The organism is Vibrio sp. 10N.261.55.C5 (genome assembly GCF_041470505.1).
Taxonomy (GTDB): Bacteria; Pseudomonadota; Gammaproteobacteria; order Enterobacterales; family Vibrionaceae; genus Vibrio; species Vibrio crassostreae_C.
In genome coordinates this window covers 23630-39367 of record NZ_JBFRMS010000037.1, presented here as the reverse complement: position 1 = coordinate 39367, position 15738 = coordinate 23630, and the positions used below count along the sequence as shown (strand labels likewise).

Sequence of the window (15738 nt, the reverse complement as noted above, 5' to 3'; positions counted from 1 at the left end):
TCAGCGTGAATAACGAACAAGGCGGCTCGACCGCCTAAAAACAAGCAAAGCGAATAAGGATTCTGGAGACAATTATGAGCAAAGATTTCGGTCAATTATTGGTAGAAGGCAAGAATGTCGTAAAAGACTTCCCAATAAGCAGTACCACCATTCAAACCCCAATGATGCGTGCGATTAACGACGTGTCATTCAAGATGTACAAAAGCCGTGGCCTAGCAGTGGTTGGTGAGTCTGGTTCAGGCAAATCAACAACCGCAAAAATGATCGCAAAAATGTACGCACCTTCAGGCGGCACGATCGAATACAAAGGTCGTGATATCCAAGAGATCTCAAGCAGAAAAGATCTTATGCACTACCGTGAAGGCGTGCAGATGGTATGGCAAGACCCGTTTGGTTCATTGAACCCAACGCACAATATCTTCCACCACATTGCTCGACCACTGTTGATCCACAAGAAAGTATCTCCGGGCAACAAGAAAGAGCTAGAAGAACGCGTTTACGATCTTTTAGAGCAAGTGGGCCTGATCCCACCAAAAGAGACGGCGAAGAAGTACCCTCACCAACTGTCTGGCGGCCAACGTCAACGTGTCAACCTAGCCCGCAACATCGCGGTAGGTGCCGAAGTTGTACTAGCCGATGAGCCAACTTCAATGCTTGATGTATCGATTCGTGCCGGTGTTTTGAACCTGATGGAAGAGATGAAGTTCGAGAAGCAAATGTCTCTGCTTTACATCACTCACGATATCGCAACCGCTCGTTACATCGCTGAAGACCTTTCGGTGATGTACGTGGGACACATGGTGGAATGGGGCGATACCGATGACGTGATTGCTAACCCTCAGCACCCATACACCCAATTGCTTGTTTCGGCCGTTCCAGATCCTAAGAAGTCGATCCACGAGCAACTTGCAGGCAACAAAGGTGAGATTCCTCTGTGGACACCAGTATCAGCAGGCTGCCCATTTGCAGGCCGATGTACTCACGCAATGGATAAGTGCAAAGAGCAGCTACCAGGGGTTACGCAGCTCGCTGATAACCACTTTGTGCGCTGTTACCTACACGAAAGCTAAGCAATAAAACCCAAGTTAGGGTCTTCGGACCCTAACTATTTATATCCAAAACATTCAAGTACCTAGCCAATAGAAACTAGGACTGTCGGAGAATATTGATGCTGTTATTGACCAACCATATTGGCTATGAGTCCACAGGCCCGAAGCAAGCTATCCTACAAACTAAGAAAGCTCGCCTATCAAGCACTACGGCTCTACTCGTCTGTGCTGACAACCATATGACTGTCGGAAATTTTGATGTGGTTAAACAAGGCCGCGTAGCAAATTGGCATCAAGGGCAATTCTTCACTATTGATTTCAGTTCAGTCACTGAATCTGGTCGCTACTACCTACGTTTTGACAACCTGCGTTCAGAAGTATTTGAGATTGGTAGCAACCTATTAATGAACCACACGTTTTCTGATGTGCTTCATTACTTTAAGTCACAACGCTGTGGCGGTATTTTCGACAAAAAAGATCGACAAGCACAAATTCTAGGTACCGACCGATACGTCGATGTCCACGGTGGATGGTATGACGCATCAGGTGATGTCAGTAAATATTTTAGCCACCTGTCTTATGGTAACTACCTAAACCCACAACAAATTCCGATGGTCGTTTGGAACATGCTAAAAAGCGTACGCTTGACTAGCCATAACCCAGACTTCCCGAAATTCTCCATGACTCGTCTAACGGAAGAGGCTCTGTTCGGTGCCGACTTCTTAGTGCGTATGCAAGACGCTGACGGATACTTCTATATGACGGTATTCGACAAATGGAGCAAAGATATCAACCAACGCGATATCTGCGCTTATGCGACTCAAGAAGGTCATAAATCAACGGACTTACAAGCGGGCTACCGACAAGGTGCAGGTGTTGCTATCGCAGCATTAGCCGCAGCTTCTGAGCTTGAAACCTCTGGCAGTTACTCTAGCCAAACCTATCTTGATACAGCTGCGAAAGGTTACTGGCACCTAAAAGAGAACAACCTCCAATACCTAAATGACGGTGAAGAGAACATCATCGATGAGTATTGCGCCCTACTCGCAGCCAATGAGCTGTATCGCGTAACACAAGACCAGCAATACCTATCAGAAGCAAGAACTTGGGCGACTCGTTTAATCTCTCGTCAGCAATCCGATGATTCATTTGAGCACTTCTGGTCGGCAAACTCTGATGGCTCTCGTCCATACTTTCACGCAGCTGAAGCCGGTCTTCCTGTGATTGCACTATGTGAATACATCGACAATGAAACCGATGCTGAATTAAAAGAACAGGCGCGCACAGTTGTTGAACAAGCTTGTCAGTTCGAAATCAACATCACCGACAAAGTCACCAACCCATTTGGCTATCCAAGACAATACGTTAAATCTGTCGATGGTGATAAACGTGATGCCTTCTTCGTCGCTCAACAGAACGAAACCGGTTACTGGTGGCAAGGCGAGAACGCACGCCTTGGCTCACTCGCAACCATGGCTTACCTAGTTCAACCGCACATTAAAGATAGCGAACTTCAAGAGCGCTTAATCCAGCTTTCACAAAATAGCCTTGATTGGATCTTGGGCCTCAACCCATACCACATGTGCATGCTCGATGGTCATGGCCATAACAACCCAGACTACCTACCTCAGCTTGGCTTCTTCAATGCGAAAGGCGGTATCTGTAATGGCATCACAGCTGGTTTTGAAGATGAACAAGACATTGCGTTCAATCCACCAGCACAAAAAGATGACATGCTTCAAAACTGGCGCTGGGGTGAGCAATGGATCCCTCATGGTGCGTGGTTCTTATTAGCAACCGCTGCACAGTTCAACTTCTTAGCTCAGCGTAAGGAGCAATAATAATGACTCTTTACTACGTCGGTATTGATGGTGGTGGTACTTCTTGTCGTGCTCGTATTCGTGACGCTCAAGGCAAACTGATTGGTGAAGCGAAAAGTGGCAGTGGCAACATCCTTTTGGGTGTTGATGTTGCGATGAGCTCAATTATTGATGCCATCACAAAAGCGGCACAACAAGGGCAACTCAACTCAGACCATTTTTCAAATATGCATGTTGGCCTAGCGCTGGCTGGCGCTGAGCAAAAATCAGCATGGTTCGACTTCATGGCTCAACCACACCCTTTCGCAAGCATGACACTAAATACCGACGCTTATGGCGCTTGCATTGGTGCTCACAATGGCCAAGACGGCGCAATCATGATCGGTGGTACGGGTTCTTGCGGTATCTTCCTAAAAGACGGTGAGCAATATGTGGTTGGCGGTCGTGAATTTCCGATTTCAGATCAAGGCGGCGGCGCAGTGATGGGCCTTCGCTTAATTCAACAAGTCCTGTTAGCAGAAGACGGTATTCGCAGCAAAACCCCACTGACTCAACACGTGATGAACCACTTTGACAATGATGTTGATGCGATCGTGGCGTGGTCAAAAGGCGCCATTCCAAAAGACTACGGTCAATTCTCACCAGTTATTTTTCAACTCGCTAACGAAGGTGACGAACTGGCTATCGATATGCTCAAGCAAACCGCGGCTGATATCGAAATGTTTGTCTTAGCACTGCATCGAAAAGGCGCTGACAAGGTGTGCTTAATGGGAAGTATCGCTGAGCGTATTCTCAACTGGCTATCACCACCAGTACAACAATGGATCGTTAAACCTCAATTCGACGCTATTGAAGGCGCATTGATGTTTGCCGGAAAACCACAACACAACTTGTATCAACAGGCTTAGCAGGGAAGTTATATGAATTATCGCATCGACTTAGCTGTTCTTTCTGAACAAAAAAATAACTGCCGATTTGGCCTTACGGTACATAACTTAAGTGACCTCGACGTAAAAGATTGGTCTCTGCACTTTGCATTTGATCGTTTCATCCTTCCAGAGAGTTTATCGCAAGGAGAGCTGACTCAAGTTGGCAGCTTTTGCTCATTCACACCAAGTTCGTCAGTGTTAAAGGCCAACAACCATTACTACCTTGAATTCAGTATTCAAAGCGCACCATTCCGCTTCTATTCTGATGGCCTTAACGATGCCTTTATCCAGTCACATAATGATGGAGAAACATCGGTACTGCCTGTCGCGATATCACCCATAGTACTGGCTTCGCCATACCGTGAACGCAATCAAATACCTGAAGTTAACGCTGCTGAGATTGCATTGATTCCTCAACCTAATCAGATCGAATTTCAGCAAGGTAGTTTCGCGCTAAGTAACTTCGCGCTAAATAACGACTGCAGAATTGAGGTTCAATCTCATCTTGCTGATAAGGCAGTCTCTTGGTTCCAGCAAGAGTTGCTCTCGACCTTTGAGCTGTCTCTTTCGACCGCGCTTTCAGCTGAACTTTCAAAAGACGAAAGTGGCAACATTCTATTTCGCAGCAACCCGACGTTAGATGAAGCCGAATACAAACTGACCATCACTGCACAACAGATTATTGCTGAATCAGGCAGCCAGTCGGGCTTTACACACGCTGTGGCAAGCTTGATTCAACTAGTTCAACAACTGGACGCAGAGAACTTCTCTCTACCATGTTGCAAGATAGCCGACCAACCGCGCTTTAAGTACCGCGGCATGATGTTGGACTGCGCTCGTCACTTCCACTCAGTAGAGCAAGTGAAGCGTTTAATCAATCAACTGGCGCACTACAAGTTCAACGTATTTCATTGGCACCTAACTGACGATGAAGGTTGGAGAATTGAGATAAAGAGCCTGCCACAGCTAACAGAAATTGGCGCTTGGCGTGGCCCTGATCATGCACTAGAGCCGCAATATACCCACATTGCGGAAAACTACGGCGGCTTCTACACGCAACAACAAATTCGTGAAGTCATTGAATATGCAGAGCAACGCAGCATCACGGTGATCCCAGAGATCGATATTCCGGGACACTGCCGTGCCGCAATCAAATCACTGCCTGACATGTTGGTAGAGCAAGCTGACACTACTCAATACAAAAGCATTCAGCACTACAACGACAACGTCCTAAACCCAGGTTTACCAGGCACTTACCAATTTCTAGATGCAGTTATTGAAGAAGTCGCAGAGCTGTTCCCGAGCGAATTAATTCACATGGGTGCAGACGAAGTGCCACCGGGAGTGTGGAGCAATAGCCCTGCTGCTCAAGCGTTGATGAAAGAACACCAGTACCAAGACAGCAAAGACCTACAAGGTCACCTATTCCGCTATGCCGAAAACAAGCTTAAGCAACTCGGCAAACGCATGGTCGGCTGGGAAGAAGCACAGCACGGCGACAAAGTGAGTAAAGAGACCATCATCTACTCATGGCTCAGTGAAGAAGCGGCTGTCAATTGCGCTCGCCAAGGCTTTGATGTGGTGTTGCAACCTGCACAGTTTACCTATCTCGACATGACCCAAGATTATGCACCGGAAGAACCGGGCGTAGATTGGGCTGCCGTTATCCCATTAGAACAAGCTTATACCTACGAAGCACTTGCTGAGATATCCGACACCGACCCAATTCGTAAGCGGATCCGCGGAATTCAGTGTGCTCTATGGTGTGAGATCGTCACCAACCAAAAGCGTATGGATTACATGGTATTCCCAAGAATTAGCGCTTTAGCTGAAGGATGTTGGACACATAAAAACAACCGAAACTGGCTAGATTACCTATCTCGCCTAAAGGGGCATCTGCCATTACTCGACAAACTCAATGTTGATTATCGCAACCCTTGGAAAGCTCAATAAAACAAACCAAAGCGACACTCATATCGAGTGGTTGCTGACTCAAATTAAGGTGCTCAGTTAGATACGACTCAGCATCACTATTTAAAAATTAGCTGCATAGATGCAGTTTGTTAAAAAGGAAATGACAATGAAATACGGCTATTTCGATAACGACAATCGCGAATACGTCATCACTCGCCCTGATGTACCAGCACCTTGGACAAACTACCTAGGTACTGAAAAGTTTTGTACCGTGATTTCGCACAATGCGGGCGGTTACTCGTTCTACAATTCTCCGGAATACAACCGTGTTACTAAGTTCCGTCCAAACGGCACCTTTGACCGTCCTGGACACTATGTGTACCTGCGTGATGATGAGACAGGTGATTACTGGTCTATCTCTTGGCAACCAGTGGCAAAGAGCCTAGATGAAGCGAACTACGAAGTTCGTCACGGCCTGTCATACTCAAAATTCAAATGTGAATACAGCGGCATTACCGCAACCAAGACGCTATTCGTACCTAAGGGTGAAGATGCAGAAGTTTGGGACGTTGTATTAAAGAACAACACTGACAAGCCACGTACTATCAGCACTTTCTCGTTTGTTGAGTTCTCTTTCAGCCATATTCAATCAGACAATCAAAACCATCAGATGTCTTTGTACTCTGCGGGCACGTCTTACCAAGAAGGTGTTCTGGAATACGACCTGTACTACAACACTAACGACTTTGAAGGCTTCTACTACCTAGCTTCAACTTTCTCACCAGACAGCTACGATGGCCAACGTGACAACTTCCTTGGTATGTACCGTGATGAAGCAAATCCAATTGCGGTTGAAAGCGGTAAGTGTTCTAACAGCGCTCAAACTTGTTACAACCATTGTGGTTCTCTGCACAAGCAATTTACGATTCAACCCGGTGAAGAAGTTCGCTTTGCGTATGTACTCGGTATCGGTAAAGGCAACGGTGAACGCCTACGTGAGAAGTACCAAGACACAGCAAACGTAGACGCCGCTTTCCAAGGCATCAAAGATCACTGGGACGAGCGTTGCAACAAATTCCAAGTTAAGTCGCCAAACGAAGGCTTAGACACAATGATCAACACGTGGACGCTATACCAAGCGGAAACCTGTGTGGTTTGGTCACGCTTTGCATCATTCATCGAAGTTGGCGGTCGTACTGGTCTTGGTTACCGTGATACGGCTCAAGATGCTATTTCAGTACCCCATGCCAACCCACAAATGACCAAGAAACGTATTATCGACCTGCTTCGCGGCCAAGTGAAAGCGGGCTACGGTCTACACTTGTTCGATCCTGACTGGTTCGATCCAGAGAAAGCCGACGTTGAGCCATCAAAATCACCAACAGTTGTTCCAACACCGTCAGATGACGACAAGATCCACGGCATTGAAGACACATGTTCTGATGACCACCTATGGATCGTTCCGACCATTATCAAATACGTAATGGAAACCGGTGAGCACGACTTCTTCGATGAAGTGATTCCATACGCAGACGGTGGCGAGGCGACAGTTTATGAACACATGAAAGCGGCACTGAACTTCTCTGCTGAATACGTGGGTCAAACGGGTATCTGTAAAGGCCTTCGTGCTGACTGGAATGACTGTTTGAACCTAGGTGGTGGTGAATCTTCAATGGTTTCATTCCTACACTTCTGGGCGCTACAAGAATTCCTAGATCTTGCTAAGTTCCGTAATAACGATGCTGATGTTGCGAAATACACTGAAATGGCAGCTAACGTTCGCGAAGCGTGTGAAACGCACCTTTGGGATGACGAAGGCGGCTGGTACATCCGTGGTCTAACTAAAAATGGCGACAAGATCGGTACCGCTCAACAAGCTGAAGGTCGTGTACACCTTGAGTCAAACACGCTAGCCGTTCTATCTGGTGCTGTATCTCAAGAACGCGGTGAGAAAGCGATGGACGCTGTTGATGAGAACCTTTTCTCAGAATACGGCCTACACCTAAACTCTCCTTCATTTGCAACACCAAACGATGATATCGGTTTCGTAACTCGCGTTTACCAAGGCGTAAAAGAGAACGGCGCAATCTTCTCTCACCCTAACCCATGGGCCTGGGTAGCAGAAGCGAAACTAGGCCGTGGTGACCGTGCGATGAAATTCTACGACGCACTGAACCCATACAACCAAAACGACATGATTGAAACGCGTTACGCAGAACCATACTCGTACGTGCAGTTCATCATGGGTAAAGATCACCAAGACCACGGCCGTGCAAACCACCCTTGGTTAACCGGTACCTCTGGTTGGGCTTACTTCGCGGTAACCAACTTCATTCTTGGTGTTCGTACAGGCTTTGAAGGCTTAACGGTTGATCCTTGTATCCCGACTGATTGGCCAGAATTCGAGGTTACTCGTCAATGGCGTGGCGCGACTTATAACATCACAGTGCAAAACCCGAATGCAGTAAGCAAAGGCGTTGCCTCTATCACTATCAATGGTGAATCAGTTGAAGGCGCTATCCCAGTACAAGCAGAAGGCAGCGTGAACGATGTTGTCGTTGTTCTAGGCTAGTCACGCAATTTAACGAACAGCTCTTGTCTCAAGTCTTTACAGGCTTGAGACAATGAGACTAAAAGGATTTTCTAATGATTAAATTTGGTACAGGTGGCTGGCGCGCTTTCATTGGTGAGGAGTTCACTAGAGAAAACGTCCGTTTGGTAGCGCAAGCACTCGCTAACATCATCAACAACGAAGATGCAGCCAAGAATGGATTTGTGATCGGCTATGACCGTCGTTTCCTTTCCGATAAAGCCGCATGTTGGTTTGCAGAAGTACTTGCGGCGAACAACATCAAAGTAAGCTTCATCGATAAGTTTGTTCCAACACCTATCGTGATGTTCCAAGCAAAAGAGATGGGATGCACCTACTCGGCGTGTATTACCGCCTCTCACAACCCAGCCGATTACAATGGCATCAAGGTATTCATTGAAGGTGGCCGTGATGCTGATGAGATCATCACAGAGAAGATCGAACAGCAAATCGCAACACTGACCAACGAAGATATTATTCGTGTCGATTTCGAGCAAGCGTTGAATGACAAAGAAATCGAGATCATCAACCCGATGAACGACTTTGTTGATTCAATCATCAACTTCATCGATATCGATTCGATCAAGAAAGCTAACCTACGTGTACTGATTGACCCAATGTTTGGCGTTGCAAAAAATGCTCTGCAAACCGTGCTGATTAACGGTCGCTGTGATGTCGACGTCATCAACGATGGCAAAAACCCAGATTTTGGTGGCTTAATGCCGTCGCCAAATGCTGCAACGCTGTATCGCTTGAAGCACTTAGTTGCAGCAGAAGGCTATGACATTGGTATTGGTACTGATGGCGATGCTGACCGTTTGGGAATCATCGATGAGAAAGGTCACTTCATTCACCCTAACGAAGTGCTACTCCTACTTTACTACTACTTGCTGGAATACAAAGGTTGGAAGGGCTCTGTCGTTCGTAACATCGCAACCACACATCTACTGGATAAAGTCGCGGCGGATCATGGTGAGAAGAGCTTTGAGGTTCCTGTAGGCTTTAAGCACATCAGCTCACAAATGGAGGCCGATGACTCTCTGATTGGCGGCGAAAGTTCGGGGGGTTTAACCATTCGTGGTCATATCAAAGGTAAGGATGGCGTATTTGCTTCAAGCTTACTGGTTGAGATGATCAGTGTGACAGGCAAGAAGCTGTCTGAATTACTTGATGAGATTTACTCTAAATATGGCTATGCCTACACCGCAGAAGGCGATTATAAGTTTAAACCTTCAGAGAAAGAAGCGCTCTACACTAAGATCTACGTCGAGAAGCAACTGCCTGAATTTGAATACGAAATTGAAAGAGTCAGCTATGAAGATGGTGCCAAGGTGTACTTCAAGAATGGCGGCTGGGTCATTGCTCGCTTCTCTGGAACAGAGCCGTTACTACGAATCTTCGCAGAAATGGAAGATAAAGACACTGCAGAACGTGTTCTTCAAAAAGTGAAAGACTTCCTCTCTCTATAGGCTTATAGAGTGCAGCAGTTTTGGATGGGACTTAACAAATCACTGCCTTGTTAAAGCCTATAAGTGAAGAACTCTTGCCCAGTACTTTGATTAAAGTGCTGGGCTTTTTTATCGCGATTCTTGTAACGATTAGTATCGCGTTATATCTCTTTAAAAAGCCAATACGCCTTTGGTATCCACTTTTACGTTGACCGGCATACCCACTTCAAGTGCTTCTGACGAGGTTGCTAATAACTTCTGACCATGCGCTTCGATTACATAACGACAGTGATCACCCATAAATTGCTGTTCTAGCACTGAAATAGCACTATCTTGCTCGTAACTTGCTTGGATATGCTGGGGCCTTAGCAGAAGCTCACATGTATTGCCGAACTCAATCTCCGTTTGCGGTTTGGCTTCAACCATACCCAAACTGGTTTCAAATTCATGCTCCGAAATACGCTGTGCCTTTAAGTAGCTACCGCCACCCAAGAAATCAGCAACGAACTTACTCGAAGGGTGGAAATACAACTCAGATGCCGAACCATACTGTTCAATCACACCATGGTTCATCACAGCCATCTTATCTGCAAAAGCAAATGCCTCTTCGCGACTGTGAGTCACAAAAATAGCGGTCACACCCTGCTTCTTAAAGATCTTACGAATTTGAGAAATCAGCTCATGACGAACTTGAGTGTCAATGTTCGAGAATGGTTCATCTAACAGCAGTAAGTCAGGCTTGTATGCCAAAGATCGGGCAATCGCAACACGCTGCTGTTGACCACCAGAAAGTTGATGCGGGTATCGTTCACCATACTCATCTAAATGAACCAACTCTAACATCTCTTGAACTTTCTCTTTCTTTTGCTGCTCTGAGAGTTCTTTTAGTCCAAAGCCAACGTTCTGGTTGACCGTCAAGTGCGGGAACAGAGCGTAGTCTTGGAAAATCATACCGATATTTCGTTGCTCCGGTGGCAACCAATTATCGCCATCATCAATGGTTTGACAGTTTAAACTCATTACGCCACTACTCAATGGAAGCAGGCCAGCAATCGCCTTAAGTAAGGTGGTTTTCCCGCAACCACTTGCACCAAGAAGACAAACAATTTCACCATGCTCAACTTCTAACGAGAGCGCTTCCAAGATGGTTTGCGACTCATACTTACAAGTCAGATCTTTAATTGATAATGCACAACTCATTAGTGTTTCTGCTCCAAAGAACGGTTTACGATGATCAGAGGAATTAAACCTACTAACACCAGTAATACAGCAGGCATCGCCGCCAATTCGAGGTGCTCATCTGAGGCATAGTTATAAACATAGGTCGCTAATGTTTCGAAGTTGAAAGGACGCAGCAGCAATGCCGCATTTAGCTCTTTCATTGATTCGATAAACACCAGTAAACCGGCGATCAGCGCGCCGCGTTTAATCAAAGGTAAATGAACACGACGTAACATCTGGTTGGTATTGCAACCCATGGTTTTAGAAGCCATATCCAATGAAGGAGATACTTTACTCAAGCTACTTTCAATACTGCCAATCGCCACTGCAGAAAAACGCACCACCATTGCAAAGATAAGCGCAAACATGGAACCAGAGAAAATCAGCCCCGGACGTCCCCACTCCATCACTTTGGCAATATCATTGACTAAGTGATCCATGAACAACACAGGCACCATCACACCAATCGCCAACACAGTGCCTGGAACAGCATAGCCCATCGAAGCAATACGCATGTAAGCCTGATTTTTCTTACTCGGGCTGACACGTTGATTAAAGTTCACAATCATCGCAATGATAACGCCAATAATCGCCGCGATTACTGACACATAAAGACTGTTAACAGCATACTCTCTGAATTCAGGCGTCCAACTTTGTGCAAAGTATTTGTAGGCATAGATCATCAACTGACCCAGAGGGAATAAGAATGCAACGCACACTAATCCCCAGCACCAAAACAGTGCCAACCACTTCTTCCAACCGGATAGGTCGTAACGAAAGTCTTCACGACTGCTGAATTGATTCTGGAACAGTTTCTGTTTACGACGACTGTAGCGCTCTGAACTCAACAGCAAGATCACGATAACTAGCATAATTGCCGATATTTTCGCAGCAGCCGTTAAACTTGAATAACCTAACCAGGTATCGTAAACCGCTGTCGTTAAAGTGTTGACTGCAAAGTAACTCACGGTACCAAAATCACCGATAGTTTCCATCGCAACAAGCGATAGACCTACCGCCATTGATGGGCGAACAAGTGGCAACGAGATACGACGAAAGCTTTCCCAAGGTGAGCATTTTAGCAACCGAGCGGATTGCAGTAAGGAGACGTTTTGCTCCATAAATGCGGCGCGGCACAGCAAGTAAACATAAGGATAGAGAACGAGAGACAGAACAATAATAGCACCAGATAAGGTTCTAATATCCGGGAACCAATACTCACCGGGTCCCCACCCAGTAAGATCTCGCAGTAGAACTTGAACAGGCCCAGCAAAGTCGAACCAATCGGTGAATATATACCCAACAATATAGCCTGGCATTGCTAATGGCAGTACTAGCGCCCATTGCAAAACACGCTCTCCCGGAACACGGCACATTGCCATAATCCAAGCAGACGGAATACCAAAAACCAAAGACAGGAATAAGGTTCCCATGACTAAAACCACCGTATTGTAAGCATAGGTGGGCATTACTGTGGACATCAGATGAGAAAATAGCTCATCTGTTTCTCCAACAGCCGTCGTAAAAATCGCTAAGATCGGTAAAACCAGTAATACAGCAATAATGCCGCTACTGGTGTTCCATAAATAATTCTTTTCTTTCATCGCCTAACTACAAAGAGGCTTAATGAAACACAAATGCATTTGCAAATACATCTCATGTCCTTTTAATGGTGGGGTTATTTATACCCATATACTGTAATGACTTCAAGGTGAGATGCTAATAACTCAAGGGATCGACGGCGAGCTTTGTATCAAAAAGTGATTTTCCAAAACAAACAACCCCAAGTGACCGAAAATGGCGACTTGAGGTTGTCATTTTACTTGGGCCGAAGCCTACCGTAATAAATTAAAGATCGAACTTAACTTCGTCTAATAGTTTAATTGCTGCTGCGTGGTGGTCAGCAATTTGGTCTAGAGAAATTGTATCTGCTTTGAATTCACCCCATGAAGCAACAAGCTCAGAAGGTTTAACATCAGCTTTCACTGGGTATTCATAGTTCACTTCTGCATACATGCTTTGTGCTGTGTTACCCGATAGGAATTCCATTAGCTTAACGGCATTCTCTTCGTTTGGAGAGTATTTAGCCATTGCCATACCAGAGATATTCACGTGAGTACCCGTTGTCTCTTGGTTAGGGAAGTTAATGTAAACAGCGTCAGCCCAAGCTTTTTGCTCTTTATCGTTAACCATCTTGCCTAGGTAGTAGCTGTTACCAAGAGCAACATCACATAGGCCTTCTTTAATCGCTTTAACTTGTGCGCGATCGTTACCTTGAGGCTTGCGTGCTAGGTTAGCTTTTACGCCTTCTAGCCACTCTTTCGTTTCAGCTTCACCTTTGTGAGCAATCATCGAAGATACTAGAGAAACATTGTATGGGTGCTTACCGCTACGCGTACAGATCTTACCTTTAAATTCAGGCTTAGTTAGATCTTCGTAAGTAAACTCCTCACCTAGACGACCAACACGGTCACGAGAAGAGTAAACGCTACGTGTACGTGTTGTTAGAGCGAACCACTCATTGTTTGTATCTTGGTATTGAGCAGGAATATTCTTTTCAAGAACTTCGCTTTCAACAGACTGAACTAAACCTTGTTTAGTTAGCTCAGATAGACGACTGATGTCTACAGTTAACACTACGTCTGCAGGGCTGTATTCGCCTTCTTGAGCTAACTTTTCTGCTAAACCTTTTTTAGCAAACTTAACGTTTACTTTAATGCCAGTCTCTTTTGTGAATTCCTTGAACATTGGTTCAACTAGGAAAGGTTGACGGTAAGAGTATACGTTTACTTCTTCCGCAGCCATTGCTATCGGGGCAATTACACCACACGCTAGAGCTGAAAGTGTTAGCAGTTTCTTCATTGTAAAATCCTTTATATCGAAATGATAATGTCTATCAGTTGCGTTATTATATTCATCATTAACATAATTACAATGACGACCAACAAAAAATCCGTCTACTCAGACCATTCAAACTCTCACTTTTGTAACAAACCATTTCAACTTTGTGTCTTGTCGTTCCTCTTAAACAATGAGCCTAACTTCAACGTTCGTGTTTATATATTGTGCAACCGTAAATACAACAAAGCCCCGCAACAAGAGTTGCGGGGCTTTCTTTGTCCAACCTAACCCATTCAGATTAGGCGACGACTGTTGATTATTTTACTGATACAAACTCAGGGTAAGCGCCGACACCACAATCGTGCATGTCCATACCTTCAAGTTCTTCATCTTCCGTTACTCGGATACCGATTGTTGCTTTAAGCACCGCCCATACTGCTAGGCTAGCACCGAATACCCATGCAAAGATGACTGCTGCACCCATTAGCTGAGCACCAAACGTTGCATCAGCGTTGCTTAGTGGCACAGCCATTAGACCGAAGAAACCACATACACCGTGTACAGAGATAGCACCTACTGGATCATCAATCTTAGCTTTGTCTAGAGCGATGATGCTGAATACAACCAATGCACCAGATACCGAACCAATCGCTACAGCAAATAGAGGTGATGGTGATAGAGGGTCTGCAGTGATTGCTACTAGGCCAGCTAACGCGCCGTTAAGAATCATTGTTAGGTCTGCTTTACCCCAAGTTGTTTTACATACTAGTAGTGCTGCAATTGCGCCTGCTGCTGCTGCTGCGTTGGTGTTAAGGAAGATTTGACCTACTGCTGTTGCGTTCTCAAAATCCGAAACCATCAGTTGAGAACCGCCGTTGAAACCGAACCAACCGAACCAAAGGATAAATGTACCTAGCGTTGCAAGTGGCATGTTTGAACCAGGAATCGGGTAGATTTCACCGTTCTTACCGTATTTACCTTTACGAGCACCGAGTAGTAGAACACCAGCTAACGCTGCTGCTGCACCAGCCATGTGTACGATACCTGAACCTGCGAAGTCACTGAAACCCGCTTCTGATAGGAAACCACCGCCCCAAGTCCAATAACCTTCAACAGGGTAAATGAACGCTGTTAGTACTACAGAGAAGATTAGGAATGACCAAAGCTTCATACGCTCAGCAACCGCACCAGATACTACAGACATTGCTGTTGCAACGAATACTACCTGGAAGAAGAAGTCTGATTCTAGAGAGTGGTCTGCGCCTTCACCTTGTGTACCAATTAGAGTACCAAATGATGGCAACCAACCGCCTTCACCGTTGTCGACATACATGATGTTGTAACCAACCACTAAGAAAGCAGTACAAGCAATTGCGTACAAACAGATGTTCTTAGTTAAAATTTCTGTGGTGTTCTTTGAACGAACTAGGCCAGCTTCTAACATCGCGAAGCCTGCTGCCATCCACATTACCAACGCACCTGAAATGAGGAAGAAAAAAGTGTCTAGTGCGTAACGTAGTTCCGTTACTGTTGTTGTAAGTTCCATATTAAAGTCTCCAGTCCTTGTAATTCTTTAAAGTGCTTCAGCATCCATTTCACCAGTACGAATTCGTACGGCTTGGCTTAGGTCATACACAAAAATTTTGCCGTCGCCGATTTTTCCGGTGTGTGCCGCTTGGCTAATCGCTTCAACAACTCGGTCAACATTCTCAGCTTGGGTAGCAATCTCTAGCTTCACCTTTGGTAGGAAATCCACTTGGTACTCTGCACCACGATACAATTCAGTATGTCCCTTCTGACGACCAAAGCCTTTCACTTCAGAAACAGTCATACCTTCAATACCCACATCAGAGAGCGCTTCGCGTACATCGTCTAATTTGAATGGCTTAACAATGGCATTTATTAATTTCATATTCGTTCCTTAAA

At 45.5% G+C, this 15738-nt stretch carries 11 protein-coding genes; 6 read left to right on the top strand and 5 right to left on the bottom strand.

The window, feature by feature from the left end; genetic code table 11:
• The first annotated feature begins 74 nt into the window (after window positions 1–74).
• The 6 genes from AB4263_RS15000 to AB4263_RS14975 all read left to right on the top strand — a co-directional run bounded on the left by AB4263_RS15000 (window position 75) and on the right by AB4263_RS14975 (window position 9771).
• A complete protein-coding gene (locus tag AB4263_RS15000; protein WP_017059411.1) occupies window positions 75–1070 on the top strand; it encodes an ABC transporter ATP-binding protein in 996 nt (331 codons plus the stop codon).
• 98 nt (window positions 1071–1168) lie between these two features.
• Window positions 1169–2890 carry a glycoside hydrolase family 9 protein gene (locus AB4263_RS14995; protein WP_372098441.1) on the top strand — a complete coding sequence of 574 codons (1722 nt, stop codon included), beginning with the start codon at window positions 1169–1171 and terminating at the stop codon, window positions 2888–2890.
• Window positions 2891–2892: 2 nt separating this feature from the next.
• Window positions 2893–3777, top strand: coding sequence for a BadF/BadG/BcrA/BcrD ATPase family protein (locus AB4263_RS14990; RefSeq protein WP_372098440.1), 885 nt, complete (start codon window positions 2893–2895; stop codon window positions 3775–3777).
• A gap of 12 nt (window positions 3778–3789) precedes the next feature.
• Entirely contained in the window at window positions 3790–5751 is a 1962-nt protein-coding gene (locus AB4263_RS14985; protein ID WP_102319896.1) for a beta-N-acetylhexosaminidase, read from the top strand.
• 127 nt (window positions 5752–5878) lie between these two features.
• Window positions 5879–8284, top strand: coding sequence for a GH36-type glycosyl hydrolase domain-containing protein (locus tag AB4263_RS14980; protein WP_372098439.1), 2406 nt, complete (start codon window positions 5879–5881; stop codon window positions 8282–8284).
• A gap of 74 nt (window positions 8285–8358) precedes the next feature.
• A complete protein-coding gene (locus AB4263_RS14975; RefSeq protein ID WP_372083289.1) occupies window positions 8359–9771 on the top strand; it encodes a phosphoglucomutase/phosphomannomutase family protein in 1413 nt (470 codons plus the stop codon).
• Window positions 9772–9921: 150 nt separating this feature from the next.
• Here the strand turns inward: AB4263_RS14975 and AB4263_RS14970 are convergent, their stop codons facing one another.
• From AB4263_RS14970 to glnK, 5 genes are all read right to left on the bottom strand, one after another.
• Window positions 9922–10950: an ABC transporter ATP-binding protein gene (locus tag AB4263_RS14970; protein WP_102394603.1), complete on the bottom strand. Its 1029-nt coding sequence runs from the start codon at window positions 10948–10950 to the stop codon at window positions 9922–9924.
• Entirely contained in the window at window positions 10950–12575 is a 1626-nt protein-coding gene (locus tag AB4263_RS14965; RefSeq protein ID WP_017068890.1) for an iron ABC transporter permease, read from the bottom strand. The genes AB4263_RS14970 and AB4263_RS14965 overlap by 1 nt, the downstream gene beginning before the upstream one ends.
• 244 nt (window positions 12576–12819) lie before the next feature.
• The gene (locus tag AB4263_RS14960; RefSeq protein ID WP_372098438.1) at window positions 12820–13833 is read right to left on the bottom strand and encodes a Fe(3+) ABC transporter substrate-binding protein; all 1014 of its coding nucleotides are present in this window, start codon (window positions 13831–13833) and stop codon (window positions 12820–12822) included.
• 295 nt (window positions 13834–14128) lie between these two features.
• Window positions 14129–15358: an ammonium transporter gene (locus AB4263_RS14955; protein ID WP_017059420.1), complete on the bottom strand. Its 1230-nt coding sequence runs from the start codon at window positions 15356–15358 to the stop codon at window positions 14129–14131.
• A 27-nt stretch (window positions 15359–15385) separates the two neighbouring features.
• Complete coding sequence (gene glnK, locus AB4263_RS14950) at window positions 15386–15724, bottom strand: P-II family nitrogen regulator (RefSeq protein WP_004738200.1); 339 nt, start codon at window positions 15722–15724, stop codon at window positions 15386–15388.
• Window positions 15725–15738 lie beyond the last annotated feature (14 nt).